A 23,535-nucleotide genomic window follows, 5' to 3' on the forward strand; every position below is an offset into this window, starting at 1 on the left:
CGGCCACGCATCGAAAAACACCAAAAGTTCCCCATAACGCCCGGCCGCCCAGGCTAACGGCATCGGCCGCTACAATGTTCTTTTAACCTGCGGCTTCCACCCTCCAGATGTCCACACCCACGCCCCGCGCCCCGATGCTCGCCACTGCCGATGCGCTGGCGATCCTGCTCGACGCCGCGCGCGCGCTCGACGGTATCGAAACGCTGCCGACGCTCGACGCGCTGAATCGCGTGCTCGCCACCGACGTGACGTCGCCGCTCGACGTGCCGCCGATGAACACGAGCGCGATGGACGGCTACGCGGTCCGCATCGCCGATCTCGCGCACGGTAGCCGCCTGCCGGTCTCGCAACGCATTCCGGCCGGCCATGCGCCGACGCCGCTCGCGCCCAACAGCGCGGCACGCATCTTCACCGGCGCGACGGTGCCCGCCGGCGCGGACGCGGTCGTGATGCAGGAGCAGACCGAGGCGGCTGGCGACGAGGTGACGATCGTGCATCGTCCGCAGGCGGGCGAGTGGATCACCGCACAGGGCGCCGATATTCGCGCGGGCTCGGTGATCCTGCCGGCCGGCACGCGGCTCACGCCGCAGGCGTTGGGGCTTGCCGCGTCGGTCGGATGCGCGCGGCTCGAGGTGCGCCGCCGCGTGAAGGTCGCCGTATTCTTCACCGGCGACGAACTGACGATGCCCGGTGAGCCGCTGAAGCCCGGCGCGATCTACAACTCGAATCGATTCACGCTGCGCGGCCTGCTCGAGAAGCTCGGCTGCGACGTGACCGACTATGGCATCGTCGCCGATCAACTCGACGCGACCCGCGCGACGCTGCGCGAAGCCGCCGAGGCGCACGATCTGATTCTCACCTGCGGCGGCGTGTCGGTCGGCGAGGAGGATCACGTGAAGCCGGCGGTGGAGGCCGAAGGGCGTCTGTCGATGTGGCAGATCGCCATGAAGCCGGGCAAGCCGCTCGCGTTCGGCGCGGTGCGGCGTGGTGCGGGTGGTGCGGGTGGTGCAAATGGGGGCGAGCCGGCCGAAACGTTTTTCATCGGCCTGCCCGGCAATCCGGTGTCGAGCTTCGTGACGTTCCTGCTGTTCGTGCGTCCGTTCGTACTGCGGCTGGCCGGCGTGCAGGCGGTCGCGCCGCGCGCGCTGTCGCTGCGCGCGGACTTCACGCAGGGCAAGGCCGATCGCCGCAACGAGTTCCTGCGCGCGCGCGTCAACGTGGCGGGAGGGCTCGATCTGTTTGCCAATCAGAGTTCGGCCGTGTTGACGTCGACCGTGTGGGGTGACGGTCTGATCGACAATCCGCCGAACCACGCGATCAGCGCCGGCGAAACCGTGCGCTTCATTCCGTTTTCCGAACTGTTGAACTGAGGCCGGTCGTGCGCGGCATGCGCGGCGTAGACCGGCGGTATCCCGATGAAGATCGAACTCCGATATTTTGCGAGCGTGCGTGAAGCGCTCAATACGTCCGACGAAAGCGTCGAGGTGCCCGACGGCATCGCGACCGTCGGCGATGTGCGCGCGTGGCTGCGCGTGCGTGGCGGCATCTGGGCCGAGACGCTCGCCGAAGGCCGCGCGCTGCGCATGGCCTGCAACCACGTGATGACCGGCGCGAGCACCCGCATCACCGAGGGCTGCGAGGTCGCGTTCTTTCCGCCCGTCACCGGCGGCTGAACCGCGCTCTCGCACATCACGTTCACGCCAGCGACAAAAGCCCTCAGGAGCCGTCCATGCCCGTTCGCGTCCAGACCGAAGACTTCGACCTCAGCGCCGAGGTGGCCGCGCTGCGCGCGCGCAATCCGAGGATCGGCGCGCTCGCGTGCTTCGTCGGCACCGTGCGCGATCTCAACGAGGGCAGCGCGGTCGAGACGATGGAGCTCGAGCATTATCCGGGCATGACGGAGAAGTCGCTCGAGGCGATCGTCGAGCGTGCGCGCGAACGCTGGCCGGGCATCGAGGTGCTGATCGTGCATCGCGTCGGCAAGCTGTATCCGCTCGATCAGATCGTGCTCGTTGCGACGACGGCCGCGCATCGCGGCGACGCGTTTGCGTCGTGTGAATTCGTGATGGACTATCTGAAGACCGAAGCGCCATTCTGGAAGAAGGAGAAAACCGACGCGGGCGAGCGCTGGGTCGACGCGCGCGTGACCGACGATGCCGCGCTCGCGCGCTGGGGAATCGATTCGGGAAATCGGACTCCGGAGTAAACGAGTCGCGGGCCGCGGAGTTGCGACGGCGCACGCGGCGTCTTTGTGTGAGGGGCGTCGGCGCCGGCCGACGTTCACTCGTCCCGCGAGCGTCCGATGATCGGCACCGGGAACGGCTCCCCAGCCGGCCGCGACGGATGCTCGCCATCGTCGTCAACGTCGCCAACTCGCGGCCGACGCTTCGGCGCCACCCGCTCGAGCAGCGCCTGCTGCTCCGGCGGGATCTTGTAATCCCAGCCGAAACGGCTCAGTTGCAGACTCTGCGCGATCCGCAGCGCCGGCTCCATGAAACGGACCGCCGCGGCCGGCTGATAGCGCGATTCGACCGTATCGAGGAACAGATACAGCCAGCGGCTGAAATGCTGCGGCTCGATGCCTTCGAGCGGCTGATGCGCCTGCTGCACGTTGCCGCGATACTGCTTCGCGCCGAGCACGAGGCTGCTCCAGAATGCGCACATCTTCGGCAGATGGTCGTCCCAGCGGCCCGCGAGCTTCGCGTCGAAGACCGGACCGAGCAGCGGGTCGGCACGCACGCGATCGTAAAAGCCATAGACGAGGTCGCGGATATTGGCGTCGGTGGGTTCGGCCGCGCGTTCGACCGGCGGCGCGGCGGGGAAAGACGGATTCATGCGGATTCCAGAAAATTGCGGTTGCCGATGACGGCTGAACTGAACCTTGACCCCCCCGTTTTTCTAACAAACGGTTGATGCGGAAAAAGCTACTATTGCTATCCGAAACAGTATTGCAGCGCGATTCGGGGAACGACGCCCGCCGGCCAGTCATGCCAGCCAGTCATGCTAGGGCGTAGCGCTCGTTCCCGGCAACCCTTGCCTCGACGCGGTTATCGGGACGTTCAAGGCGCTTGCTCGCAGCCTTTCAAGCTATACCGGGAGCTATGAGACTTACCGACTATACGGATTACGCGCTGCGCGTGCTGCTGTACCTCGCGGTGCGGGGCGACGGATTATCGACGATTCAGGACATTTCGCAAGCCTACGGCATCTCGAAGAACCATCTGATGAAGGTCGTGCAGCAGCTGGGCGAGCTCGGCTGGGTCGAAACCGTGCGCGGCCGCAACGGCGGCTTGCGGCTTGGCGCGCAATCGCTATCGCTGAGCGTCGGCGACGTGGTGCGGGTCACGGAAAGCGACTTTGCGCTGGTCGGCTGTCTGCCGGACCGGCAGGGCCAACAGCGGCCTTGCGTCATCACGACGCAGTGCCGGCTGCGTGGCGCGTTGCAGGCGGCGAACCTCGCTTTTCTCGCCGAGCTCGATCGTTTTACGATCGGCGAAGTCGCGCAACCGAAAAGTCCGCTCGCGGCGTTGCTCGGGTTAGGCTCCACGATTCAGATGGTGCCGCTGCCGATTACGGTGGTATCGGATAGCACGCGCGGCGGCAGTCCGGCGACGCTGGGCCACAAGAACTAGAACATCCGGCCGGCTCCCGGGTGCGCAAACCCGCCCGGCCGCGCCACTGGGGAAGGATCGCGGCAGTTCTTGCGCTCAAATGTTAAATAGTTGCGACCGAGGCCAAAAAAGCGCTTGAAACCCTAATAAAACGCCTCATTTTGGTGGTAATCGAAATTGGAGGTCTCTTGATGAGAATCGACAAACTCACCACTAAATTCCAGGAAGCGCTCGCGGACGCCCAGAGTCTGGCGGTTGGCCACGACAATCAGTACATCGAACCCGTCCACGTGCTCGCGGCACTCGTCGCGCAGCAGGACGGCTCCGCTCGCTCGCTGCTGTCGCGCGCCGGCGTGCATGTACAACCTCTACAAACCGCACTGAACGACGCGGTCACGCGGCTGCCCCAAGTGCAAGGCACCGATGGCAACGTGCAGATCGGCCGCGAACTGACCGGTCTGTTGAACCAGGCCGACAAGGAAGCGCAGAAGCTCAACGACACGTTTGTCGCGAGCGAAATGTTCCTGCTCGCGGTCGCCGACGACAAAGGCGAGGCCGGCCGTCTCGCGCGCGAGCATGGGTTGTCGCGCAAGGCGCTCGAAACCGCGATCGCCGCGGTGCGCGGCGGCTCGCAGGTGCATAGCCAGGACGCCGAAAGCCAGCGCGAAGCGCTGAAGAAATACACGATCGACCTGACCGAGCGCGCCCGCGCAGGCAAGCTCGACCCCGTGATCGGCCGCGACGACGAAATCCGCCGTTCCATTCAGATCCTGCAGCGCCGCACCAAGAACAACCCGGTGCTGATCGGCGAGCCGGGCGTCGGCAAGACCGCGATCGTCGAGGGGCTCGCGCAGCGCATCGTCAACGGCGAAGTGCCGGAAACGCTGAAGAACAAGCGCGTGCTGTCGCTCGACATGGCCGCGCTGCTCGCGGGCGCCAAGTATCGTGGCGAGTTCGAGGAGCGCCTGAAGGCGGTTCTCAACGACATCGCGAAGGACGAAGGGCAAACCATCGTCTTCATCGACGAGATTCACACGATGGTCGGCGCCGGCAAGGCCGAAGGCGCGATGGACGCGGGCAACATGCTGAAGCCGGCGCTCTCGCGCGGCGAGCTGCATTGCGTCGGCGCGACCACGCTCGACGAATACCGCAAGTACATCGAAAAAGATGCCGCGCTCGAGCGCCGTTTCCAGAAGGTGCTGGTGGACGAGCCGTCGGTCGAGGCGACCATCGCGATCCTGCGCGGTCTGCAGGAGCGCTATGAGCTGCACCACGGCGTCGACATCACCGACCCGGCGATCGTCGCGGCCGCCGAGCTGTCGCATCGCTACATCACGGACCGCTTCCTGCCCGACAAGGCGATCGATCTGATCGACGAAGCCGCGTCGAAGATCAAGATGGAAATCGACTCGAAGCCGGAGGAGATGGATCGGCTCGACCGTCGTCTGATCCAGCTGAAGATCGAACGCGAAGCGGTGAAGAAGGAGAAGGACGAAGCGTCGCAGAAGCGTCTGCAGCTGATCGAAGAGGAAATCGAGCGGCTCAACCGCGAATATTCGGACCTCGATGAAATCTGGACCGCGGAAAAAGCGGCGGTGCAGGGCAGCGCGCAGCTGAAGGAAGAGATCGAGAAGACGCGTGCGGAAATCGTGCGTCTGCAGCGTGAGGGCAAGCTCGAGAAGGTGGCCGAGTTGCAGTACGGCAAGCTGCCGGGTCTCGAGGCGCAGCTGAAGGAAGTCACGCGCGCCGAAGCCGAGGAGCAGAACAGTCCGAAGCGTCCGCGTCTGTTGCGCACGCAGGTCGGCGCGGAAGAAATCGCCGAGGTCGTGTCGCGGGCCACCGGCATTCCGGTGTCGCGCATGATGCAGGGCGAGCGCGAAAAGCTGCTGCAGATCGAGTCGAAGCTGCATGAGCGCGTGGTCGGCCAGGACGAGGCGATCAGCGCGGTCGCCGATGCGATTCGCCGCTCGCGCGCGGGTCTGTCGGACCCGAACCGTCCGTATGGCTCGTTCCTGTTCCTCGGGCCGACCGGCGTCGGCAAGACCGAGCTGTGCAAGGCGTTGGCGTCGTTCCTGTTCGATTCGGAAGAGCATCTCATCCGTATCGACATGAGCGAGTTCATGGAGAAGCACAGCGTCGCGCGTCTGATCGGCGCGCCGCCGGGTTACGTCGGCTACGAGGAGGGCGGTTATCTGACCGAGGCCGTGCGCCGCAAGCCGTATAGCGTGATCCTGCTCGACGAAATCGAGAAGGCGCATCCGGACGTGTTCAACGTGCTGCTGCAGGTGCTCGACGACGGCCGCATGACCGATGGCCAGGGCCGCACCGTCGACTTCAAGAACACGGTGATCGTGATGACCTCGAACCTCGGTTCGCAGGTCATCCAGGCGATGGTCGGCGAGCCGCAGGAAGCCGTGAAGGACGCCGTGTGGGAAGAGGTGAAGCTGCACTTCCGGCCCGAGTTCCTGAACCGGATCGACGACGTCGTCGTGTTCCATGCGCTCGATCGCTCGAACATCCAGTCGATCGCGCGGATCCAGCTGCAGCGTCTGCACGAGCGGCTCGCGAAGCTCGACATGCAGCTGGTGGTATCGGACGCGGCGCTCGAGCACATCGGCAAGGTCGGCTACGACCCGCTGTTCGGTGCGCGGCCGCTGAAGCGCGCGATCCAGCAGGAGATCGAGAACCCGATCGCGAAGCTGATTCTGGCCGGCAAGTTCGGTCCGAAGGATGTAATTCCGGTCGAAGTGGACGACGGCAAGCTGCTGTTCGAGCGCGTCGTGCACTGAAGGCGATGGCTTGATGATGCGAAGGGACGACGGCAGGCGAGTCGTTCCCACCAACGTTAAGAAACCGGCAACGAAGGTGACTTCGTTGCCGGTTTTCTTTTGCCCGCCGATTTCAAACCGGTGGCATCACCGTGGAGCGAAGGTCTCTGCAAGCCGCCAGCGCATGGCGCACAGCGTGCTCAAGCGTTGCCCTTGTTGCCGAGCAGCGCCGACAGGCCGCCGAGCGCGCCGAGCACCGTGGTCGCGTTCAGCTTGCCATCGGCCGGCACTTCGCCTTCCGGCGTGGCCGCGTTGACGACGTGCGGCAGGATCTGCGACAGCAGACCCGTCACCTGATCCGGCTGGACGCCGGCCTTGGCGGCGAGACCGGTCACGGCTTCCGAGCCCAGCACGTTATGCAGCGCGTCGGGTGCGATCGGCTGGTTTTCGCCATTGCCGACCCACGACGACACGACGTCGCCGAGGCCCTTTTCCTGGAAGCGCTGGATCAGGCCGTTCAGGCCACCAGGCTGGTTGTTGACGAATTCGAGCGCGGCGGCGATCAGCGCTTGCTGGCCGCCGCCTTCTGGCGATTTGCCAAGCAGGGAACCGATGGTGTCGAGTAGGCTCATGGCGGTCTCTCTTCAATGCCGGCGCGTATGACGGCCGGGCGGGTGACGTCGACGCGCGGTTGCGCGTCGCGGTGAAACGCAAGGGCGGCAGCCCCGCCGGGCTCAAGCGCCGGACGCAGCCGCGGCGGATGCCGCCTTGCTCTTCTTCGCTTTCTTCTTCGAAGCCTTGGTGCCGGACGCGTCGGCCGGTGCGCTAGCCGCGACGGCCGGAGCCGAAGCGGCTGCCGCTTCGGATGCTGCGGCCTTGTCCTTCTTCTTCGACTTCGACGGCTTCGCGGCCGAGGCGGGGGCAGCCGCGGCCGGCGCTGCCGTCGTGGCAGCGGGCGCGGCGGCGGTGGTTGCCGCGGGAGCCGCCGGTGTGGTCTTCGTGGCCGGCTTGGTGGACGTCTTCGCGCCGGTCGGCGGTGCCGACGAGCCGTTGATCGTGAGTCCGGCCGCTTCGAGGTTCTCGACCGATTTCTGGCCGATGCCCTTCACACGCGCGGCGAGATCGTCGGCGTTCTTGAACGGGCCGTTTTTGGCGCGTTCGTCGACAATCGCTTTCGCATGCACGGGGCCGATGCCCTTGACCGATTCGAGCGCGGCCTGATCGGCGGTATTCACTTCCACGGCCGCGGCAAATCCGGCCGACAGCGACAAAGCCACAGCGACGCAAAGCATGAAAAGCTTCTTCAGCATGGCAAGCACTCCATTGAGGGCAAAAAGTTAGCCGGGAACGGACGACCTATCCTGTCAGCGGGCGCTGCGTTTAAGCATAGGACAAATCGCAGGCCCGATTTGAGATAGCGGACGATTTATACCGATCGATTGATGACAAGTAAATCCACCACACAATATTTAAAGCTTTTGGCGGCATGCAGTGCCGGTGAATTTATCGGTCGATATCGATCGCGATAACTCGTCTGCGATAAACAATGAGCAACGCAAAGGAATGACAGCGTCCGACGCTTGACTTAGAGTGCACTCGAAGTCCTAACCTGAGTCCGTCATGTCGAAACACTCAACCGCGCTCACCATCGGTCAGGTCGCCGGAACGATCGGCGTGTCCACGCACACGCTGCGCTATTACGAACAGGCCGGCCTGATCCGGCCGGTCGGACGCACGCAGACGGGGCACCGGCTGTACTCGCCGGCCGATCTCGACTGGTTGCGCTTCGTGATGCGTCTGAAGGCAACGGGCATGTCGATCTCCGGCATGCAGCAGATCGCCGCGCTGCGCGCGCAAGGCCATCCGACGATGCGCGCACGCCGCGACCTGCTGGTTGCGCATCGCACCGCGCTGCTCGCGCGGATCGCCGATCTGCAGAGCAACCTCGGCGCGATCGACGACAAGATCGCGTACTACGAGGCGGCCACGAGCGGCGCGCTTGAGCCCGATCCGGCACGACAGGACGACGAAGCCTCGTCGCCCTCACATCCCGATAAGGACTCGCAATGGACTACGCACACAACGACCGCTACGCGCGGGGCTGGGACAAGCTCAGGGAAATCGACGGTTCGGCGGGCGAGCAGGTAATCGCCGCGCTCGCGCCCGTCGCGCCGGAATTCGGACGCCTGTTGATTGAATTCGGCTTCGGCGACATCTACAGCCGGCCGCAGCTCGATCTGCGCACGCGTGAGATTGCGACGATCGCGTCGCTCGCGACCCTCGGCTGCGCGCAGCCGCAGCTGAAGGTACATATCGAGGCGGCGCTGAACGTCGGCTGCACGCGCGAGCAGATCGTCGAGGTGTTCATGCAGATGGCGCTTTATGCGGGCTTTCCGGCCGCGCTCAATGCGCTGTTCGCGGCGCGGGAAATTTTCGAGGCCAAGGATCGGGAGGGGCAGGCCGCATACGCGGCGTGAGCGGGCTGAGCTGCGTGGAAAAGGAAAGGCGGATGCAGAACAGGTCGTCTCTCACCCCGGCTTGGGCGCAACTGACGGTCCGGTCGGTGCTATTCGTGGCCTTCCCAACCCTCCATCCCCTCAAACAGCCGAATCAACCAGCGCCGCCGCGGCCTCGCGCAAATAGCGCTGGCTCACGATTCGCCAGTACACGAGCAAGCCGAGCCCGGCAATCGCGAGACTTGCGGTATTCGCGACCCAGAAGCCGCGCGCGCCGGTCAGCCAGGGCGGCGTGAGGCCGGTCGTATCGAAGCCGAGCGCATAGCCGCCGCCGAGCCCGACTCCCCACAGCGCCACCGCATAGATGATGGTCGGCACGACCGCGACCTTGTAGGCGCGCAGCACGAACGCGGTCGAGATCTGCAACGCGTCGAACAGGTGGTAGCAGGCGACGATCAGCACCAGCGGCAACGCCTTCGCCGCCACCTGCGCGTTCGTCGTATAGCCGTCGACGATATATGGCCGCAGCACGAGCACGAGCGCGCCGTAGCAGCACGCGATCGCAACCGCCATCGCGATGCCGTGACGCGACAGCGTGCGCGCCGCCTGCGGCCGATGCGCGCCGAGCGCCTGCGCGACCAGCGTCGACGACGCGATGCCGATCGACAGTGGCGTCATATAGAGCACCGCGCCGACGTTGCCGGCGATCTGGTGCCCGGCGAGTGTCGTCGTGCCGAAACGCGCGATGAAAAGCGCCATGAAGGTGTACGACGTGACCTCGATCAGATACGACAGCCCCATTGGAATACCGAGCCGCAGTTGCGCGGCCTGGCGCTTCCAGACCGGCCAGCAGAAGTGCGTGAAGATGCCGAGTGCCTTGAAATCGTCGACGCGCGCGAGCAGCAGCATGCCGAGCGCCGCGAGTGCCCAGTTGAGCAGCGTGCTCGCGAGCGCGCAGCCCGGACCGCCCAGCGCGGGCACGCCGAGGCCGCCGAAAATGAACCAGGTATTGAGCGGAATTTTCAGCAGCAGCGCGGCGACCTGCAGGAACATCACGAGCCGCGGTTTGGCGAGCGCATTGGCAACGGAGCCGTAGACCCGGAAGGCGAGGCCGGCGGGCAGCCCGAACGCGAGAATCCGCAGGTACGCGAGCGTGCGCTCGTGCAGCGCGTCGGGCACCCGCGACAACGCCAGCAGCGGTCCGGGGAAGAACAGGATCAGAAAGCCGATCACGGTCAGCGCGGCGGCAAGCCACCATGACTGGCGGACCTCTTCGCCGATCTCGCCGTAGCGACGCGCGCCGTACAGCTGCGCGGTGATCGGCTGCAGCGCGGTCAGGATGCCGGTCAGGCCGATATAGACCGAGACGTAGATCGACGAGCCGAGGCCGAGCGCGGCCAGATCGACGGCCGAGTAGCGCCCGACCATCGCCGTGTCGATCACGCCGAACGCGATGATGGCCAACTGGCCGATCAATACGGGCCACGCGAGCGCGGCGATCTTCCGTACGTCGGCGAACATGGTCAGTCGCGCTTCTTGTGCCAGTTGCGGCGCTTGCCGGGCGGCGGCTTGGGACGGTCGATGCGCACGTACAGGCGGAAGCGCTCGTCGCGGTCGGCGGCGCGGCGGCCTTCCCACACGAGCTTCCAGATGTAGTCGGGCATCGCGCTCGGGTTGCCGTAGTCCTGCGAGTCCTGACGCAGGATTACGTCGCAGTCCTGGTCGAACGAGAAATGCATGTCGCCGAAATACGCGAATGTCGCGATCTGCGCATTGCCGAGACGGACCGGCGCGATGCACGTGTAGTCATCGGGCAAATGGGCGGCGATCTGCTGCGCGACGTCGCGATAGGTCCGGCTGTAGTTGACGACCGGCAGCCACAGCGTCATCAGCAACACCCACATCAGCGTGGTGCCGGCGCTCGACAGCACGACGCTGCGCCACAGCACCTTCGGATGACGCGCGAGGCGCCAGCGCACCAGCAGGAACCAGCACACGGTCACCGCGACCGCGCACACGAACGACAGAATCTTGAACTGCGGCACGAAGCCGGGCGCGAGTCGCGCGAGATTGCGCGCGAGCGGATGCGGGAAGCCGGTCAGGCCTGCCACATACACGAGCCATACGAAGCTGCCGAGGATCGTGAAGCTCAGCAGCGCGAACCAGTCGATCGCGTTGATCGCGCCGCGCTTGAGCGTCGGCAGCGCGAAAGTGGCGAGCACCGCGAGCGGCGGCAGCAGCAGCATGTAGAGTCGGTTCGACTGATGGCTTTGCAGCACGACGAGCACGAACAGCGGCCCGATCACCGACAGCGGAATCGCCACGTGCGGCGCGCGCCGCAGTCCCTGCCAACTGAACCACGACCACAGCGCGAGTGGCCAGGCGGGCCATGTGAAGAGCGGCAGGTTTTTCAGCGCATACGCGGCGACCGAGCCGGGCGGGCCCGCGAACGAACTCAGGCTCACGTGCAGCCACTGGTTCAGATACCAGACAGCGTCGTCCGGGAACGCGGTGAGCGCGATGATCGGCCACGACACCGCGAGCACGAGCGCCACGGGCAGACCCGCGAGCAGCAGCCAGCGCGATCGCGTTTCGCGTACGATCAGCGTCATCGCGAGCGTGCCGAGCAGCAGCGCGCCGACCAGCACCGGGCTGCTCGCGAGTGTGACGAGGCCGATCGCGAGACCCCAGATCAGCGCGCCCTGAATCGGCTTGTCGACCATGCGCACGAGGCCGTACACGAGCATCGCGATGCAGACGAACTGCGCGAGCTGCGGCGTGGTCTCGTGACCGCGCTCGGCGAGGCCGAAGCACGCGAGCAGGATCAGCAGTGCGCCATCGGCGAGCGTGCGGCCATAGTCGCGCGGTTCCGGCTCGCCGCCGAACGCATATTTGAATGGCTGCACTTCAGCACGGCGGCCGAGCAGATACGCCGCGTACCAGACGAACGCACAGCCCGCGCAGAACAGCAGGCCCGTGAACACGCGCGACGCGTTGCTCGCGTCGACCCACGGTGCGAGGACGCGGATCGCGCTCGCGCCGAGCCAGTAGCCGAGCGGGCCGTCCTCGGTCAGATATTTGCCGACCAGATTTGGCAGTAGCCAGTCGTGCGCGCCGCCGTTCGCCATCGTCCACATCACACCAAAGCCGGCTGCGTCCTCGTTCTTCCACGGATCGCGGCCGAACAGGCCGAACGAGGCGTAGACGATACAGATGGCCAGCAGCAGCCAGCGCGGCAACGCACTGGTCGCAGAGGCGGTGAGGCGAACGACAGGTCTCATGCGGTGTGTGGAGTCTGGATAAACGATGCAGCCGGAGCGGCCCGGCAGGTCAGGGCGCGAGGGCCCGTTTCGAGCATCCGGCATTGTAGTCGTGCCGTGCGATGCACGTCACGGCCGGTAACGCCCGGCAACGTCAATGGACAAGCTGTAACACAGTGTCGCGAAAGCGCGGCGTGCTCCTTCCGGCTGAAGGCTTCGCGCGGCGTGCGACCCAGCGGGCGCACAAGCGCAGGCGACAAAAAAGGGCAGCTCGCGCTGCCCTTTCTGTTTGCTCCGTTGCCGGCCGGCAGCCGGCAACGTTGCGGTATTACTTTACTGCCTTGCCCGAAGCACGTGCGCCGAACTTCTTGTTGAACTTCTCGACGCGGCCGGCCGTGTCCATGATCTTTTGCTGGCCGGTGTAGAACGGATGTGATTCCGACGACACTTCGATCTTCGCGAGCGGGTAGGTCTTGCCGTTGAATTCCGCGGTTTCGCGCGTCTGGATGGTCGAGCGCGTCACGAACCTGAAGTCGTTCGACATGTCGACGAACAGGACTTCGCGGTAATTCGGGTGAATGCCTTCTTTCATGGTCTTTCCTTTAATCTGGCGGTAGCCAACCCGCGTGCAGCCTCGAATGGGACTGCCTTCAGGCGCGAGCCACTTGCCTACGGTCGAAAAACCGCGATTATGCCAGAAAATCAGTCGCTTGGCGATTTTTCTGCCAGCGGATTCTATTGCGGCGCAAGCGGCGCCCACATTCGCGGCGTCTCAAATGGGCGTGAACGTCAAACCGACGCGCGCTGGATCTTGCCGGTAGTAGCGCGCGAGCAGTCGGTACAGTTCCGGATACTCCGCCTCGAACGCTTGGGGCCGCACGAACAGCGCCTCGCTGCATACAGCAAAAAATTCCGACGGATGGTCCGCCGCATACGGATCGATCAGCGACTCGCGTTCGAAACGCGCCCAGCGTCGCTCGGGCACCGCGTCGACTTTCGCACAGAAGTGATCGTATGCATGGTCGAACACATCGGCCCATGCCTGCGCATCGAGCGGCGCGTGCCAGCGGCGCATCAGCGGCGGGTGGCCATCCGCTTCGCCGTTGAGCATGTCGATTTTGTGCGCGAACTCGTGGATCACGACGTTGTATGCGTCGCTGCCATCGGTCATCTGCGCGTCTTCCCATGACAGCACCACCGGGCCGCCTTCCCACGCCTCGCCGCTGGCGTCGTGCTCGATCTCGTGCACGACGCCATCTTCGTCCTCAACGGTCTTGCGGATCACGAACTCGCCCGGATAGACGATCACGCCGACCCAGCCGCGATACAGATCGAGGCTCAGGTTCAGCACCGGCAGGCACGCCTGCGCGGCGATGCCGACCGTCATCGCATCGGTCAGCTCGAGTTCGTGCGCGGTCGAGAACTCCTTCTGCGCGAGGAAGAGAGTCGTCAGCTCGCGCAGCCGCGCGAGATCGGGCGCTTCCAGATGCGTGAGAAAGGGTAGGCCGGCGAGTGTCGCCTGCCACAAGGAATCGTCGATCGCGTAGTCGCGCAGCGCGCGCTCGCGACGCCGTGCGCCCAGCCAGTTCGTGAGTTTCGACAGCATGCTTGGAGCCCACCTTCAGTCGATCTGTTTTTGCTACGCGGCGAACGGGCCGCCGCATATCGCGACGCCGATCAGAAAATAGAAACAGTCGAACGACGCGAGCAAACTGGCCTGCTGCGCAATCGACCGGCTGATCGACGCGATCGCGAGCGCGTGCGCTTCGCTCGCCGCATGACCGGCGGCGGCGGAGCCGCGCGCCAGCGTCGCGAGCGTGTTCTGGTAGACCGGATTGTACGGATTCACGGACTCCGCGAGGCGACTTTGATGCAGCGCGAGCCGGTGCTGCTCGACGATGATCACCGAGGCGGTCGCGAAGGAGATGGTCAACTGCCGGACGGTGTTTTTCAGCCGGTAGCCGTGCGTGAACTCTTCCTCGATCAAGAAGATGCGGCACGTCAGATTCGCGACCGGCGGCACGATGAACAGCAACAGCAGGCCCCGCAGCAGCAGCGGCGGCAGGGCGAGCGCCGCCTCGCCGACGTCCGGTGACATGCGTGTGATCCACCCGGCGGCGAACGCGGCCACCCCGAAGCCCGGCACGATGATCCACTTCTTGCGCGGCAGCAGCTTCGCAAAACGCAGATAGACGAACAGCGCGCTCGCCGAAATCAGCGACGTGGCGCCGACGAGCCGCCCGGTGTTCTCGACGGGATAGCCGAGGCCCCTCCGAGAAACCGCGTGTACGTTCACGCTGATGTTGAGGCGGCGCATTGTCTCTGCGGACGATGGACGAAAAAAAACCGCTCGCAGTTTGCGAGCGGTTTTTCATGCGTTGCAGTTGCCGACTAATACGGCCAGCACGAACGTCGCGCGTTAGCTGCCGCCGCCACGACGCATCATGTCGAAGAACTCGGAATTGCTCTTCGTCTGGCGGATCTTGTCGAGCAGGAATTCCATCGACTCGACTTCGTCCATGTCATGAATGAACTTGCGCAGTACCCAGATCTTCTGCAGCGCTTCGGGCTTGATCAGCAGCTCTTCGCGGCGCGTGCCCGACTTGTTCAGGTTGATTGACGGGTAGACGCGCTTCTCGGCGAGACGGCGCTCGAGGTGCACTTCCATGTTGCCGGTGCCCTTGAACTCTTCGTAGATCACATCATCCATGCGGCTGCCGGTTTCGATCAGCGCCGTGCCGATGATGGTCAGCGATCCGCCTTCCTCGATGTTGCGCGCCGCGCCGAAGAACCGCTTCGGGCGCTGCAGCGCGTTCGCGTCGACACCACCCGTCAGCACCTTGCCCGAGGCCGGTACCACCGTGTTGTAAGCGCGCGCGAGACGCGTGATCGAGTCGAGCAGAATCACGACGTCGTTCTTCATTTCGACGAGGCGCTTGGCCTTCTCGATCACCATTTCGGCGACCTGCACGTGACGCGCGGCGGGTTCGTCGAACGTTGAGGCGATCACTTCGCCGGCCACCGAACGCTGCATTTCCGTCACTTCCTCCGGACGCTCGTCGATCAGCAGCACGAACAGCACGACGTCGGGATGGTTCTGCTTGATCGCGTGCGCGATGTGCTGAAGCATCACGGTCTTGCCCGACTTCGGCGACGCGACGAGCAGGCCGCGCTGGCCCTTGCCGATCGGCGCGATCATGTCGATGATGCGGCCGGTCACGTTCTCTTCGCCACGCATTTCACGTTCGAGCAGCAGCACCTTGTTCGGGTGCAGCGGCGTCAGGTTTTCGAACATGATCTTGTGCTTCGAGGCCTCCGGCGGCTGGCCGTTGACCTTGTCCACCTTCACCAGCGCGAAATAGCGTTCGCCGTCTTTCGGCGTGCGCACTTCGCCTTCGATCGTGTCGCCCGTATGCAGATTGAAGCGGCGGATTTGCGACGGGCTGATGTAGATGTCATCCGTGCTGGCGAGGTAGGAGGTTTCCGGCGAACGCAGGAAGCCGAAACCGTCCGGCAGCACTTCGAGGGTGCCGTCGCCGAAGATCGTGTCGCCCGCTTTGGCTCGTTTTTTTAGAATGGCGAACATCAATTCCTGCTTGCGCAGGCGGTTCGCGCTTTCGATCTCGAGGCCATTGGCCATCTCGATCAATTGGGACACGTGCAGAGTCTTAAGCTCGGATAAATGCATACGGAGAACCCGCAGGAGAAGGTGCGACGAAATGAAATCTGGGAGGAGGGTGAGCGGAACCGCTCAAAGACTTACACGTCTTTTCGACGTTTTGTGGATTCTAGCATAGCACACGCCAATTTAAGCCAGTGCGGCAGCGTGGCATCTTTGTTGCAAAGCGTGTTGCCAGCTGACAACACGCTTGACCGGCGGGCGCTGTGGTTTGCTCACCCGATGCGCCCGATTCTCCAACTGCCTGCGGCGCGCGATGGACCCGCGAGCGCCGCGGCGTACTGCTTGCTTTACAGGTTGCCGTCGAGGAACGCGGTGAGTTGCGACTTCGACAGAGCTCCGACCTTCTGAGCGGCAACGGCGCCGTTCTTGAACAGGATCAATGTGGGGATGCCGCGCACGCCAAACTTGACCGGCGTGGACTGATGCTCGTCGACATTGATCTTCGCGACTTGCAGGCGATCGGCGTAGTCCTTCGCGACCTCGTCGAGGATCGGCGCGATCATCTTGCACGGACCGCACCATTCGGCCCAGAAATCGAGCAGCACGGGTTTATCGGATTTCACGACGTCCTGTTCGAACGATGCGTCGCTAATATGCTTGATTTGTTCGCTCATTTATGAATACCTCTGTCGGTTCGAGGCCCGCCTGAATTGCTCGCCACGATACGTCAAAAACTGGGAAAACTTCTGTTCGCTTTGCCGCATCCGGGAGCCTCGCCGCGCATGCCTGTGAAAATCAGAAAAACCGCCGGATTTTCACGCAATGCACGGAAAGAGTCGCGTATGCGGGTCTTTCAACTGGCAGTGTAGCTTAATTCGCTATGCGTTGCCGATGGCGATAGTACTCATCAAGGCAGTGGGGCTAATAGGCCGCCGCCGCAGCGTCGGCCGGTTTCTGCGGCTCACGGCGACCGCGTTGCAATCTAAATGGAGTCGCGCGCGGCGAACTCAAGTGCCGCGCGTGGCGGGCGTCGCCGCGGTGGCCGGGAGGGTGTCTGGCGGCGTGCAGAAAGCGGCCGCAAACCGCGCGAAGCCGTTCGAAGCGGAGCGTCGTTCGCGCTTTGCCCGTGTCAACAGTCGCACAATGCGCGCGGCAATGATAGAATCCTTCGTGACGGGCCTCCTCGCATGGAGGGATGGTCAACCTGGTCAGGTCGGGAACGAAGCAGCCACAGCCGTTTTCCACCAGTGCCGAGGGTCGGGCTCGTCACCTTTCCTTGCTTTTTTCTCCGCGGCCGTGCTCACGGCTTCTGCGCAGTTTCTCCTCAGTCATTCCCAGCTTTTGTATTGATCGTTCGCCGTCTTCGGATGGAGCGTCGTCGTGGCCGTTTCGCGCATTTCACGCGTCTTCCCGAATCGGTTTTGCGCGCCATTGTTACTGATACAATTTCCGGATGACCTATCAAGTTCTCGCACGCAAATGGCGGCCGAAGGATTTCGCTTCGCTCGTCGGACAGGAGCACGTGGTGCGCGCGCTCACCCATGCGCTCGACGGCGGCCGTCTGCACCATGCCTATTTGTTTACAGGTACGCGCGGCGTCGGCAAGACCACGCTGTCGCGCATCTTCGCGAAGGCGCTCAATTGCGAGACCGGCGTGACGTCGACGCCGTGCGGCGTATGCCGTGCGTGTCGCGAGATCGACGAAGGGCGCTTTGTCGATTACGTCGAAATGGACGCGGCGAGTAATCGTGGCGTCGATGAAATGGCCGCGCTGCTCGAGCGCGCGGTGTACGCGCCCGTCGATGCGCGCTTCAAGGTCTACATGATCGACGAAGTGCACATGCTGACGAACCACGCGTTCAACGCGATGCTGAAGACGCTCGAAGAGCCCCCACCGCACGTCAAGTTCATCCTCGCGACCACCGACCCGCAGAAGATTCCGGTCACCGTGCTGTCGCGCTGTCTGCAGTTCAATCTGAAGCAGATGCCGGCCGGCCATATCGTGTCGCATCTCGAACGCATTCTCGGCGAAGAGAGCGTGCCTCACGAGGCGCAGGCGTTGCGCCTGCTCGCGCGCGCGGCCGACGGTTCGATGCGCGACGCGCTATCGCTGACCGATCAGGCGATCGCCTATTCGGCGAACCAGGTCAGTGAAGACGCGGTGCGCGGCATGCTCGGCGCGCTCGACCAAAGCTATCTGATCCGCCTGCTCGACGCGCTCGGGCAGGGCGACGGCGCGGCGGTGCTGGCGGTCGCCGACGAGATGGCCTTGCGCAGCCTGTCGTTCTCGACGGCGCTGCAAGATCTGGCGAGCCTGCTGCATCGGATCGCGTGGGCGCAGTTCGCGCCTTCGTCGGTGCTCGACGAATGGCCGGAGGCGGCCGACTTGCGCCGTTTCGCCGACGCGTTGAGCGCCGAGCAGGTGCAACTGTTCTATCAGATCGCGACGATCGGCCGAAGCGAACTGGGCCTCGCGCCCGACGAATACGCGGGCTTCACGATGACGCTGCTGCGCATGCTAGCATTCGAGCCGGCGCCGACAGGCGGCGGTGGCGGAGCGGCGGGAGCCGCTGGCACGCAGAGCGATGCGGGCGGCGCCGGCGCCGGTGCGCAGCGCTCGGGTGCACCGACGGTTGCCGCGCTGCGCGCGCTGTCACCGTCGTCCGCGACGGCCATGGCAGCTGCTGCGCCCGTTCGTGGACCTCAGGTAGGCGTTGCCGGCGAGGAGCAGGGCGACGCGATGAAATCGACCGCGCCGACTGCAAAGCCGATCGCGAAGCCCGCAGCCGACTCCGCGCAATCTGAAGAAGCACCGCAATCGCCCAACGCCGAAATCGCCCGCGTGACAGAAGCGCCTGCCATTACGGCAGCCCCGCTGGCGCCGTGGGAAGACGCGCCCGCGAATGCCGTCGCCACGATCGCCAGCTCCAGCGCGCCGGTCTCGAACGAAGTTTCCGACATCGCACCTTCGTCCGCACCGAGCGCGCTTGCAACTACCGTGCCTGGTCGCGCGGAAGAGGCCACGTCACCGGAACCGGAAGCGCGGCCGGAATTGGCGGCGCCCGCTTCAACGGCGGCACCGGCGGCCGCAGCCGACTCCGCGCCGCGCCGCGCGGGCGGCGCCAGCGCCGCGCTCGACGTGCTGCGCAACGCCGGCATGAAAGTATCGTCCGACCGTGGCCGTGCTAACACGGACGTGTCCGCGAAGCTGGCCGCACCCGCCACACCGAAGCCGGCCGCGCCGCGTGTGGTCGTGCCGGTGCCGACGCCCGGTGCGTCACACCGCGTGTCGCAGGACACCGCCGCGCAGGCTGCACCCGCTCGCGACGCAAACAGCGGCGCGAGCAGCAATGCGCAGCAGAACAGCCCGTCGATCTCACCATGGGACGACATGCCGCCCGACGACTACCTGCCGTTGTCGGCCGCGGACGACGCGTACTTCATTCCGCCAGACGACGACTTCGTGCCGGTGTTCGACCGCGGCCCCGACGACGTCCGCATGGACGGCGCGGCCGCGCAGGCCGCCGCGCCGGCGCCGGTCGCCGATACGCGCCCGCTGCCGCCTGCCGTGCCGCTCGATCCGCTAGGTTTCACCGGCGACTGGCCGGCGCTCGCCGTCGATCTGCCGCTGAAGGGCATCTCGTATCAGCTTGCGTTCAACAGCGAACTGATGGCGCTCGACGGCAGCACGCTGAAGCTCAACGTGCCGGTGCCGCAATACGCAGAAGCGTCGCAGGTCGCTAAACTGAAGGCAGCGCTCGTCGAGCGGCTCGGCCAGAACGTCGACGTGCAGGTCGAAGTCGGCCCGGCGCGCCGTACCGCCGCCGCGCACGACGCGAAGCTGCGCGCGCAGCGCCAGCAGGAAGCCGAGCGCGAGATCAGCGCCGATCCGTTCGTGCAGTCGCTGATTCGCGAGTTCGGCGCGAGCATCGTGCCGGGCTCGATCCGCCCGATTACCCCGGACGCCGCCCCCAACGGCGCGTCGCCGGCCCACTGATCCATCGTTCGCGGCGTCGTCGCAGCGCGGCGCCGGAATGCCAGATTCCACGCTATCTAGAAGGAGCACGTCCATGATGAAAGGCCAACTCGCCGGGCTGATGAAGCAAGCCCAGCAGATGCAGGAAAACATGAAGAAGATGCAGGAGCAACTCGCGCAGATCGAAGTCGAGGGGCAGTCGGGTGCCGGTCTCGTCAAGGTGACGATGACCTGCAAGAACGACGTGCGCCGCGTGTCGATCGACCCGAGCCTGCTCGCCGACGACAAGGACATGCTGGAAGATCTCGTCGCCGCCGCGTTCAACGACGCCGTGCGCAAGGCCGAGGCGACCGCGCAGGAAAAGATGGGCGGCATGACCGCCGGCCTGCCGCTGCCGCCGGGTTTCAAGCTGCCGTTCTGAACCTGTTCTGATTGAGAACGGGCTGAAGCGGGTGAGCGACGCGGCGGTTCATTGCCGCGGTGCGAACGCAGACGCTCGCCGCCGCGCGCCGCGTGCAGGCTGGAAACATCGAACCTGCAGCCGCGCGTGAAAGCGTCGTCACGGCGTGAAAGCGCGGCCCGGTTCGAGCAACACCCCCGCATCCCAATTCGCCCACCCGAGCACCACCCACGTCGACGCCGATCCGCATGAAACAACCTTCCGCCCTGTCGGCGCTCGTCGAAGCGCTGCGCGCGCTGCCCGGTGTCGGGCCGAAGTCCGCGCAGCGCATGGCGTATCACCTGATGCAGCACGATCGCGAAGGCGCCGAAAAGCTCGGGCGCTCGCTGTTGTTCGCGACCGAGCATCTGCGTCACTGCGAAAAGTGCAACACATTTACCGAAGCGCAGATCTGCGAGGTGTGCCTCGACGAGGAGCGCGATCCGTCGCTGCTGTGCGTCGTCGAAACGCCGGCCGACCAGATCATGCTCGAACAGACGATGACCTATCGCGGCCTCTATTTCGTGCTGATGGGGCGGTTGAGTCCGCTCGACGGCATCGGCCCGAAGGAAATCCATTTCGACCGGCTCGTGAAGCGCGCATCGGATGGCGTCGTCAAGGAAGTCGTGCTGGCCACCAATTTCACCAACGAGGGTGAGGCCACCGCACATTATCTCGGACAGACGCTGAAGGCGCGCGGCCTTGCCGTGACGCGTCTCGCGCGCGGCGTGCCGGTGGGCGGCGAGCTCGAGTATGTCGACGCGGGCACGATCGCGCGCGCGATGCTCGACCGTCGTTCGATGTAGCCACGCGGCTTTCGTTGGCCGCCGCCATATCCGTCCAGGCACGCATCGTCGCAAGTCGTTGCAAACCAGACAGACCGGGTACACAACGATGCAGAACCAAGGAGACTCATGAGCGCCACCCCCGAATCAGGCGCGAGCGCCGCACCGCATGACGCGTGCGGTCCGCTCGCCGGCGTCAAGGTGCTGGAACTCGGCACGCTGATCGCCGGGCCGTTCGCCGCGCGTTTTCTCGGCGAATTCGGCGCCGACGTCGTCAAGATCGAAGACCCCAAAGGCGGCGACCCGCTGCGCAAATGGCGCAAGCTGTACCCGGAAGTCGGCGGTACGTCGCTGTGGTGGGCCGTGCAGGCGCGCAACAAGAAGTCCGTCACGATCAACCTGAAAGCCGAAGAGGGCAAGGAGATCGTGCGGCGCCTCGCGAAAGAGGCCGATATCGTCGTCGAGAATTTCCGGCCCGGTCTGCTCGAAAAGCTCGGGCTCGGCTACGACGTGCTGTCCGCCGAGAACCCCGGCCTCGTGATGGTGCGTCTGTCGGGCTACGGCCAGACGGGCCCGTATCGCGACCGGCCCGGCTTCGGCGCGATCGCCGAGTCGATGGGCGGTCTGCGCCATATCACCGGCTATCCGGATCTGCCGCCGCCGCGCATCGGCATTTCGATCGGCGATTCGATCGCCGCGCTGCACGGTGTGATCGGCGCGCTGATGGCGCTGCATCACAAGCAGATGAACGGCGGCAAGGGGCAGGTCGTCGACGTCGCGCTGTACGAGGCCGTCTTCAACATGATGGAAAGCGTGGTGCCGGAATACGGCGTCTACGGCATGGTGCGCGAGCGTACCGGCGCGTCGCTGCCGGGCATCGTGCCGTCGAATACGTATCCGTGCCGCGACGGCAGCATCGTGATCGGCGGCAATAGCGATCCGATATTCAGGCGCCTGATGATCGCGATCGAACGCGACGATCTCGCCAACGATCCGGCGCTCGCGCATAACGATGGCCGCGTGCTGCGCACGCAGGAAATCGACGCCGCGATCGGTGCGTGGCTGTCCACGCGCACGATCGACGAAGCGCTCGCGGTGCTGAACGCGGCCGACGTGCCGGTGGGCCGCATCTACAGCGTAGCCGACATGTTCACCGATCCGCAGTTCATCGCGCGGCAGATGATCCAGCGGTTCAAGTGGCAGGACGGCAAGGAAATCACGCTGCCCACGGTTACGCCGAAGCTGTCGGCGACGCCCGGTGAGACGCGCTGGCTGGGGCCGGAACTGGGTGAACATACCGATGAAGTCCTGCAATCGCTAGGTTATGATGCTGACGGCATCGCGCGGTTGCGGGCGCAACAGATCGTCTGATGCGCACAGCGCGACGCATAGAGAAAGGCGCGTAAAGCGCGGCGCTGACGCACGATTCGCGCCTTGCGACCGGCAGCCCCACACCGTGGCCAAGCGCTTGCGCAACGCGCACACGGGCGGTCAAAAAGCCGGACGACAAAAAATCTGGAGACAACGGACCATGCAACGCAGAACCTTCCTCGCCGGCGGTGCGGCGCTCGCGGGCGCCTCGCTCGCTGCCACGCCGTTCGCTTTCGCGCAGGGCAAGCCCGAGACCACCAAGGTCGCCATCGCGGTCGGCGGCAAGAACCTGTTCTACTACCTGCCGCTGACGATCGCCGAGCGCCGCAACTACTTCAAGGACGAGGGGCTCGAAGTCGAGATTTCCGACTTCGCGGGCGGCTCGCAGGCGTTGAAGGCGGCAGTCGGCGGAAGCGCCGACGTGGTCTCCGGCGCGTTCGAACACACGCTGCTGTTGCAGGCGCAAAAGCAGATGTTCCGCGAATTCGTGCTGCAGGGCCGCGCGCCGCAGATCGTGCTGGCGGTGTCGAAGAAGACGATGCCGAACTACAAGTCGATCGCCGATCTGAAGGGCAAGAAGATCGGCGTGACCGCGCCGGGTTCGTCGACGTCGATCATGGCGAGCTTCGTCCTCGCGAAAGCGGGGCTCAGTCCGAAGGACGTCGCGTTCATCGGCGTGGGCGCCGGTGCCGGCGCGATCGCCGCGCTGCAGTCCGGGCAGATCGACGCGATCGCCAATCTCGATCCGGTCGTCACGCGCCTCGAGCGCGCCGGCGACGTGCGCGTCGTGTCGGATACCCGCACGCTCACCGATACGCGCATCGTGTTCGGCGGCGACATGCCGGCGGGCTGCCTGTACGCATCGCAGTCGTTCATCACGAAGAACCCGAACACCACGCAGGCGCTGACCAATGCGATGGTGCGCGCGCTCAAGTGGCTGCAGAACGCGAGCGGCAGCGAACTGATCAACACGGTGCCGGAGAGCTATCTGCTCGGCGACCGCGCGCTCTATCTCGACGCGTGGCAGCACGTGCGCGAAGCGATGTCGCCCGACGGCCTGATGCCCGCCGACGGTCCCGCGACGTCGCTGAAGACGCTGAAAGCGTTCGATCCGGTGATCCAGAACGCGCAGATCGATCTGTCGAAGACGTGGACCAACGACTTCGTGAAGAAGGCGCTCGCGACCGTCAAGGCATAAACGACGCGGCGCGCGCACAGGCGCATCGAATGGGACGTGGACAGGGCGA

Annotated in this window: 21 protein-coding genes, 1 other RNA gene and 1 pseudogene; 13 read left to right on the forward strand and 10 right to left on the reverse strand. The window is 65.0% G+C overall.

Going from position 1 to position 23,535, the window contains the following annotated elements; genetic code table 11:
* Positions 1 to 134: 134 nt before the first annotated feature.
* From OKW26_RS24200 to OKW26_RS24210, 3 genes are read left to right on the forward strand one after another with little or no spacing between them, the layout of a single operon-like run.
* Positions 135 to 1,370, forward strand: coding sequence for a molybdopterin molybdotransferase MoeA (locus tag OKW26_RS24200; RefSeq protein WP_184028988.1), 1,236 nt, complete (start codon positions 135 to 137; stop codon positions 1,368 to 1,370).
* A gap of 45 nt (positions 1,371 to 1,415) precedes the next feature.
* Positions 1,416 to 1,673, forward strand: a complete 258-nt coding sequence (moaD, locus tag OKW26_RS24205; RefSeq protein WP_090804599.1) for a molybdopterin converting factor subunit 1 — start codon at positions 1,416 to 1,418, stop codon at positions 1,671 to 1,673.
* Between the two features lie 56 nt (positions 1,674 to 1,729).
* The gene (locus tag OKW26_RS24210) at positions 1,730 to 2,206 is read left to right on the forward strand and encodes a molybdenum cofactor biosynthesis protein MoaE (protein ID WP_090804601.1); all 477 of its coding nucleotides are present in this window, start codon (positions 1,730 to 1,732) and stop codon (positions 2,204 to 2,206) included.
* 74 nt (positions 2,207 to 2,280) lie between these two features.
* Here OKW26_RS24210 and OKW26_RS24215 read toward each other — a convergent pair whose 3' ends face one another.
* Complete coding sequence (locus OKW26_RS24215; protein WP_429355461.1) at positions 2,281 to 2,835, reverse strand: group III truncated hemoglobin; 555 nt, start codon at positions 2,833 to 2,835, stop codon at positions 2,281 to 2,283.
* Between the two features lie 266 nt (positions 2,836 to 3,101).
* Here OKW26_RS24215 and OKW26_RS24220 point away from each other — a divergent pair, with 266 nt between their 5' ends.
* Complete coding sequence (locus tag OKW26_RS24220) at positions 3,102 to 3,632, forward strand: Rrf2 family transcriptional regulator (protein WP_184064880.1); 531 nt, start codon at positions 3,102 to 3,104, stop codon at positions 3,630 to 3,632.
* Positions 3,633 to 3,802: 170 nt separating this feature from the next.
* Positions 3,803 to 6,400: an ATP-dependent chaperone ClpB gene (gene clpB / locus OKW26_RS24225; protein WP_090804607.1), complete on the forward strand. Its 2,598-nt coding sequence runs from the start codon at positions 3,803 to 3,805 to the stop codon at positions 6,398 to 6,400.
* Positions 6,401 to 6,579: 179 nt separating this feature from the next.
* On the opposite strand, the gene OKW26_RS24230 is transcribed toward clpB, so the two are convergent.
* Together OKW26_RS24230 and OKW26_RS24235 are read right to left on the reverse strand one after the other, a co-directional pair.
* Positions 6,580 to 7,011 carry a YidB family protein gene (locus tag OKW26_RS24230; protein WP_018418148.1) on the reverse strand — a complete coding sequence of 144 codons (432 nt, stop codon included), beginning with the start codon at positions 7,009 to 7,011 and terminating at the stop codon, positions 6,580 to 6,582.
* Between the two features lie 102 nt (positions 7,012 to 7,113).
* Positions 7,114 to 7,689: a ComEA family DNA-binding protein gene (locus tag OKW26_RS24235; RefSeq protein ID WP_184064883.1), complete on the reverse strand. Its 576-nt coding sequence runs from the start codon at positions 7,687 to 7,689 to the stop codon at positions 7,114 to 7,116.
* A 310-nt stretch (positions 7,690 to 7,999) separates the two neighbouring features.
* Between OKW26_RS24235 and OKW26_RS24240 the strand changes: the two genes are divergently transcribed.
* Positions 8,000 to 8,527, forward strand: a complete 528-nt coding sequence (locus OKW26_RS24240; protein ID WP_184028972.1) for a MerR family transcriptional regulator — start codon at positions 8,000 to 8,002, stop codon at positions 8,525 to 8,527.
* Entirely contained in the window at positions 8,446 to 8,856 is a 411-nt protein-coding gene (locus OKW26_RS24245; RefSeq protein WP_090804613.1) for a carboxymuconolactone decarboxylase family protein, read from the forward strand. Before OKW26_RS24240 ends, OKW26_RS24245 begins: the two co-directional genes overlap by 82 nt.
* A gap of 120 nt (positions 8,857 to 8,976) precedes the next feature.
* Here the strand turns inward: OKW26_RS24245 and OKW26_RS24250 are convergent, their stop codons facing one another.
* The 7 genes and pseudogenes from OKW26_RS24250 to trxA form a co-directional block, all read right to left on the reverse strand.
* The gene (locus OKW26_RS24250) at positions 8,977 to 10,356 is read right to left on the reverse strand and encodes an MATE family efflux transporter (protein ID WP_429355462.1); all 1,380 of its coding nucleotides are present in this window, start codon (positions 10,354 to 10,356) and stop codon (positions 8,977 to 8,979) included.
* A gap of 2 nt (positions 10,357 to 10,358) precedes the next feature.
* The gene (locus OKW26_RS24255) at positions 10,359 to 12,116 is read right to left on the reverse strand and encodes an ArnT family glycosyltransferase (RefSeq protein ID WP_429355463.1); all 1,758 of its coding nucleotides are present in this window, start codon (positions 12,114 to 12,116) and stop codon (positions 10,359 to 10,361) included.
* Positions 12,117 to 12,423: 307 nt separating this feature from the next.
* Entirely contained in the window at positions 12,424 to 12,687 is a 264-nt protein-coding gene (locus OKW26_RS24260) for a type B 50S ribosomal protein L31 (protein WP_090804621.1), read from the reverse strand.
* Between the two features lie 180 nt (positions 12,688 to 12,867).
* Positions 12,868 to 13,701: a zinc-dependent peptidase gene (locus tag OKW26_RS24265; RefSeq protein WP_429355464.1), complete on the reverse strand. Its 834-nt coding sequence runs from the start codon at positions 13,699 to 13,701 to the stop codon at positions 12,868 to 12,870.
* A 33-nt stretch (positions 13,702 to 13,734) separates the two neighbouring features.
* Positions 13,735 to 14,364, reverse strand: a pseudogene (locus OKW26_RS24270) (MFS transporter); the annotation flags it as partial.
* 150 nt (positions 14,365 to 14,514) lie between these two features.
* Positions 14,515 to 15,783: a transcription termination factor Rho gene (gene rho, locus OKW26_RS24275; RefSeq protein WP_026225411.1), complete on the reverse strand. Its 1,269-nt coding sequence runs from the start codon at positions 15,781 to 15,783 to the stop codon at positions 14,515 to 14,517.
* 281 nt (positions 15,784 to 16,064) lie between these two features.
* Positions 16,065 to 16,391, reverse strand: a complete 327-nt coding sequence (gene trxA / locus OKW26_RS24280; RefSeq protein WP_013089343.1) for a thioredoxin TrxA — start codon at positions 16,389 to 16,391, stop codon at positions 16,065 to 16,067.
* Between the two features lie 498 nt (positions 16,392 to 16,889).
* Here trxA and ffs point away from each other — a divergent pair.
* The 6 genes from ffs (at position 16,890) to OKW26_RS24310 (ending at position 23,486) form a co-directional block, all read left to right on the forward strand.
* An RNA gene (gene ffs / locus OKW26_RS24285) (signal recognition particle sRNA small type) lies at positions 16,890 to 16,988 on the forward strand.
* Positions 16,989 to 17,170: 182 nt separating this feature from the next.
* A complete protein-coding gene (locus OKW26_RS24290) occupies positions 17,171 to 19,714 on the forward strand; it encodes a DNA polymerase III subunit gamma/tau (RefSeq protein ID WP_429355465.1) in 2,544 nt (847 codons plus the stop codon).
* Between the two features lie 73 nt (positions 19,715 to 19,787).
* Positions 19,788 to 20,114, forward strand: a complete 327-nt coding sequence (locus OKW26_RS24295) for a YbaB/EbfC family nucleoid-associated protein (protein ID WP_008923976.1) — start codon at positions 19,788 to 19,790, stop codon at positions 20,112 to 20,114.
* Positions 20,115 to 20,341: 227 nt separating this feature from the next.
* Positions 20,342 to 20,938 (forward strand): recombination mediator RecR, encoded by a 597-nt coding sequence (gene recR, locus OKW26_RS24300; RefSeq protein WP_018418135.1) that lies wholly within the window; start codon positions 20,342 to 20,344, stop codon positions 20,936 to 20,938.
* Between the two features lie 108 nt (positions 20,939 to 21,046).
* Complete coding sequence (locus OKW26_RS24305) at positions 21,047 to 22,288, forward strand: CaiB/BaiF CoA transferase family protein (protein WP_090804628.1); 1,242 nt, start codon at positions 21,047 to 21,049, stop codon at positions 22,286 to 22,288.
* A 160-nt stretch (positions 22,289 to 22,448) separates the two neighbouring features.
* Positions 22,449 to 23,486: an ABC transporter substrate-binding protein gene (locus OKW26_RS24310; RefSeq protein ID WP_429355466.1), complete on the forward strand. Its 1,038-nt coding sequence runs from the start codon at positions 22,449 to 22,451 to the stop codon at positions 23,484 to 23,486.
* Positions 23,487 to 23,535 lie beyond the last annotated feature (49 nt).

The organism is Paraburkholderia sp. 32 (assembly GCF_050435345.1).
Lineage (GTDB): Bacteria > Pseudomonadota > Gammaproteobacteria > Burkholderiales > Burkholderiaceae > Paraburkholderia > Paraburkholderia tuberum.

Coding starts and splice junctions, on each gene's coding strand:
- OKW26_RS24200 (WP_184028988.1), top strand. CDS start 135: ATGCTCGCCACTGCCGATGCGCTGGCGATCCTGCTCGACGCCGCGCGC.
- moaD (WP_090804599.1), top strand. CDS start 1,416: ATGAAGATCGAACTCCGATATTTTGCGAGCGTGCGTGAAGCGCTCAAT.
- OKW26_RS24210 (WP_090804601.1), top strand. CDS start 1,730: ATGCCCGTTCGCGTCCAGACCGAAGACTTCGACCTCAGCGCCGAGGTG.
- OKW26_RS24215 (WP_429355461.1), bottom strand. CDS start 2,835: ATGAATCCGTCTTTCCCCGCCGCGCCGCCGGTCGAACGCGCGGCCGAA.
- OKW26_RS24220 (WP_184064880.1), top strand. CDS start 3,102: ATGAGACTTACCGACTATACGGATTACGCGCTGCGCGTGCTGCTGTAC.
- clpB (WP_090804607.1), top strand. CDS start 3,803: ATGAGAATCGACAAACTCACCACTAAATTCCAGGAAGCGCTCGCGGAC.
- OKW26_RS24230 (WP_018418148.1), bottom strand. CDS start 7,011: ATGAGCCTACTCGACACCATCGGTTCCCTGCTTGGCAAATCGCCAGAA.
- OKW26_RS24235 (WP_184064883.1), bottom strand. CDS start 7,689: ATGCTGAAGAAGCTTTTCATGCTTTGCGTCGCTGTGGCTTTGTCGCTG.
- OKW26_RS24240 (WP_184028972.1), top strand. CDS start 8,000: ATGTCGAAACACTCAACCGCGCTCACCATCGGTCAGGTCGCCGGAACG.
- OKW26_RS24245 (WP_090804613.1), top strand. CDS start 8,446: ATGGACTACGCACACAACGACCGCTACGCGCGGGGCTGGGACAAGCTC.
- OKW26_RS24250 (WP_429355462.1), bottom strand. CDS start 10,356: ATGTTCGCCGACGTACGGAAGATCGCCGCGCTCGCGTGGCCCGTATTG.
- OKW26_RS24255 (WP_429355463.1), bottom strand. CDS start 12,116: ATGAGACCTGTCGTTCGCCTCACCGCCTCTGCGACCAGTGCGTTGCCG.
- OKW26_RS24260 (WP_090804621.1), bottom strand. CDS start 12,687: ATGAAAGAAGGCATTCACCCGAATTACCGCGAAGTCCTGTTCGTCGAC.
- OKW26_RS24265 (WP_429355464.1), bottom strand. CDS start 13,701: ATGCTGTCGAAACTCACGAACTGGCTGGGCGCACGGCGTCGCGAGCGC.
- rho (WP_026225411.1), bottom strand. CDS start 15,783: ATGCATTTATCCGAGCTTAAGACTCTGCACGTGTCCCAATTGATCGAG.
- trxA (WP_013089343.1), bottom strand. CDS start 16,391: ATGAGCGAACAAATCAAGCATATTAGCGACGCATCGTTCGAACAGGAC.
- OKW26_RS24290 (WP_429355465.1), top strand. CDS start 17,171: ATGACCTATCAAGTTCTCGCACGCAAATGGCGGCCGAAGGATTTCGCT.
- OKW26_RS24295 (WP_008923976.1), top strand. CDS start 19,788: ATGATGAAAGGCCAACTCGCCGGGCTGATGAAGCAAGCCCAGCAGATG.
- recR (WP_018418135.1), top strand. CDS start 20,342: ATGAAACAACCTTCCGCCCTGTCGGCGCTCGTCGAAGCGCTGCGCGCG.
- OKW26_RS24305 (WP_090804628.1), top strand. CDS start 21,047: ATGAGCGCCACCCCCGAATCAGGCGCGAGCGCCGCACCGCATGACGCG.
- OKW26_RS24310 (WP_429355466.1), top strand. CDS start 22,449: ATGCAACGCAGAACCTTCCTCGCCGGCGGTGCGGCGCTCGCGGGCGCC.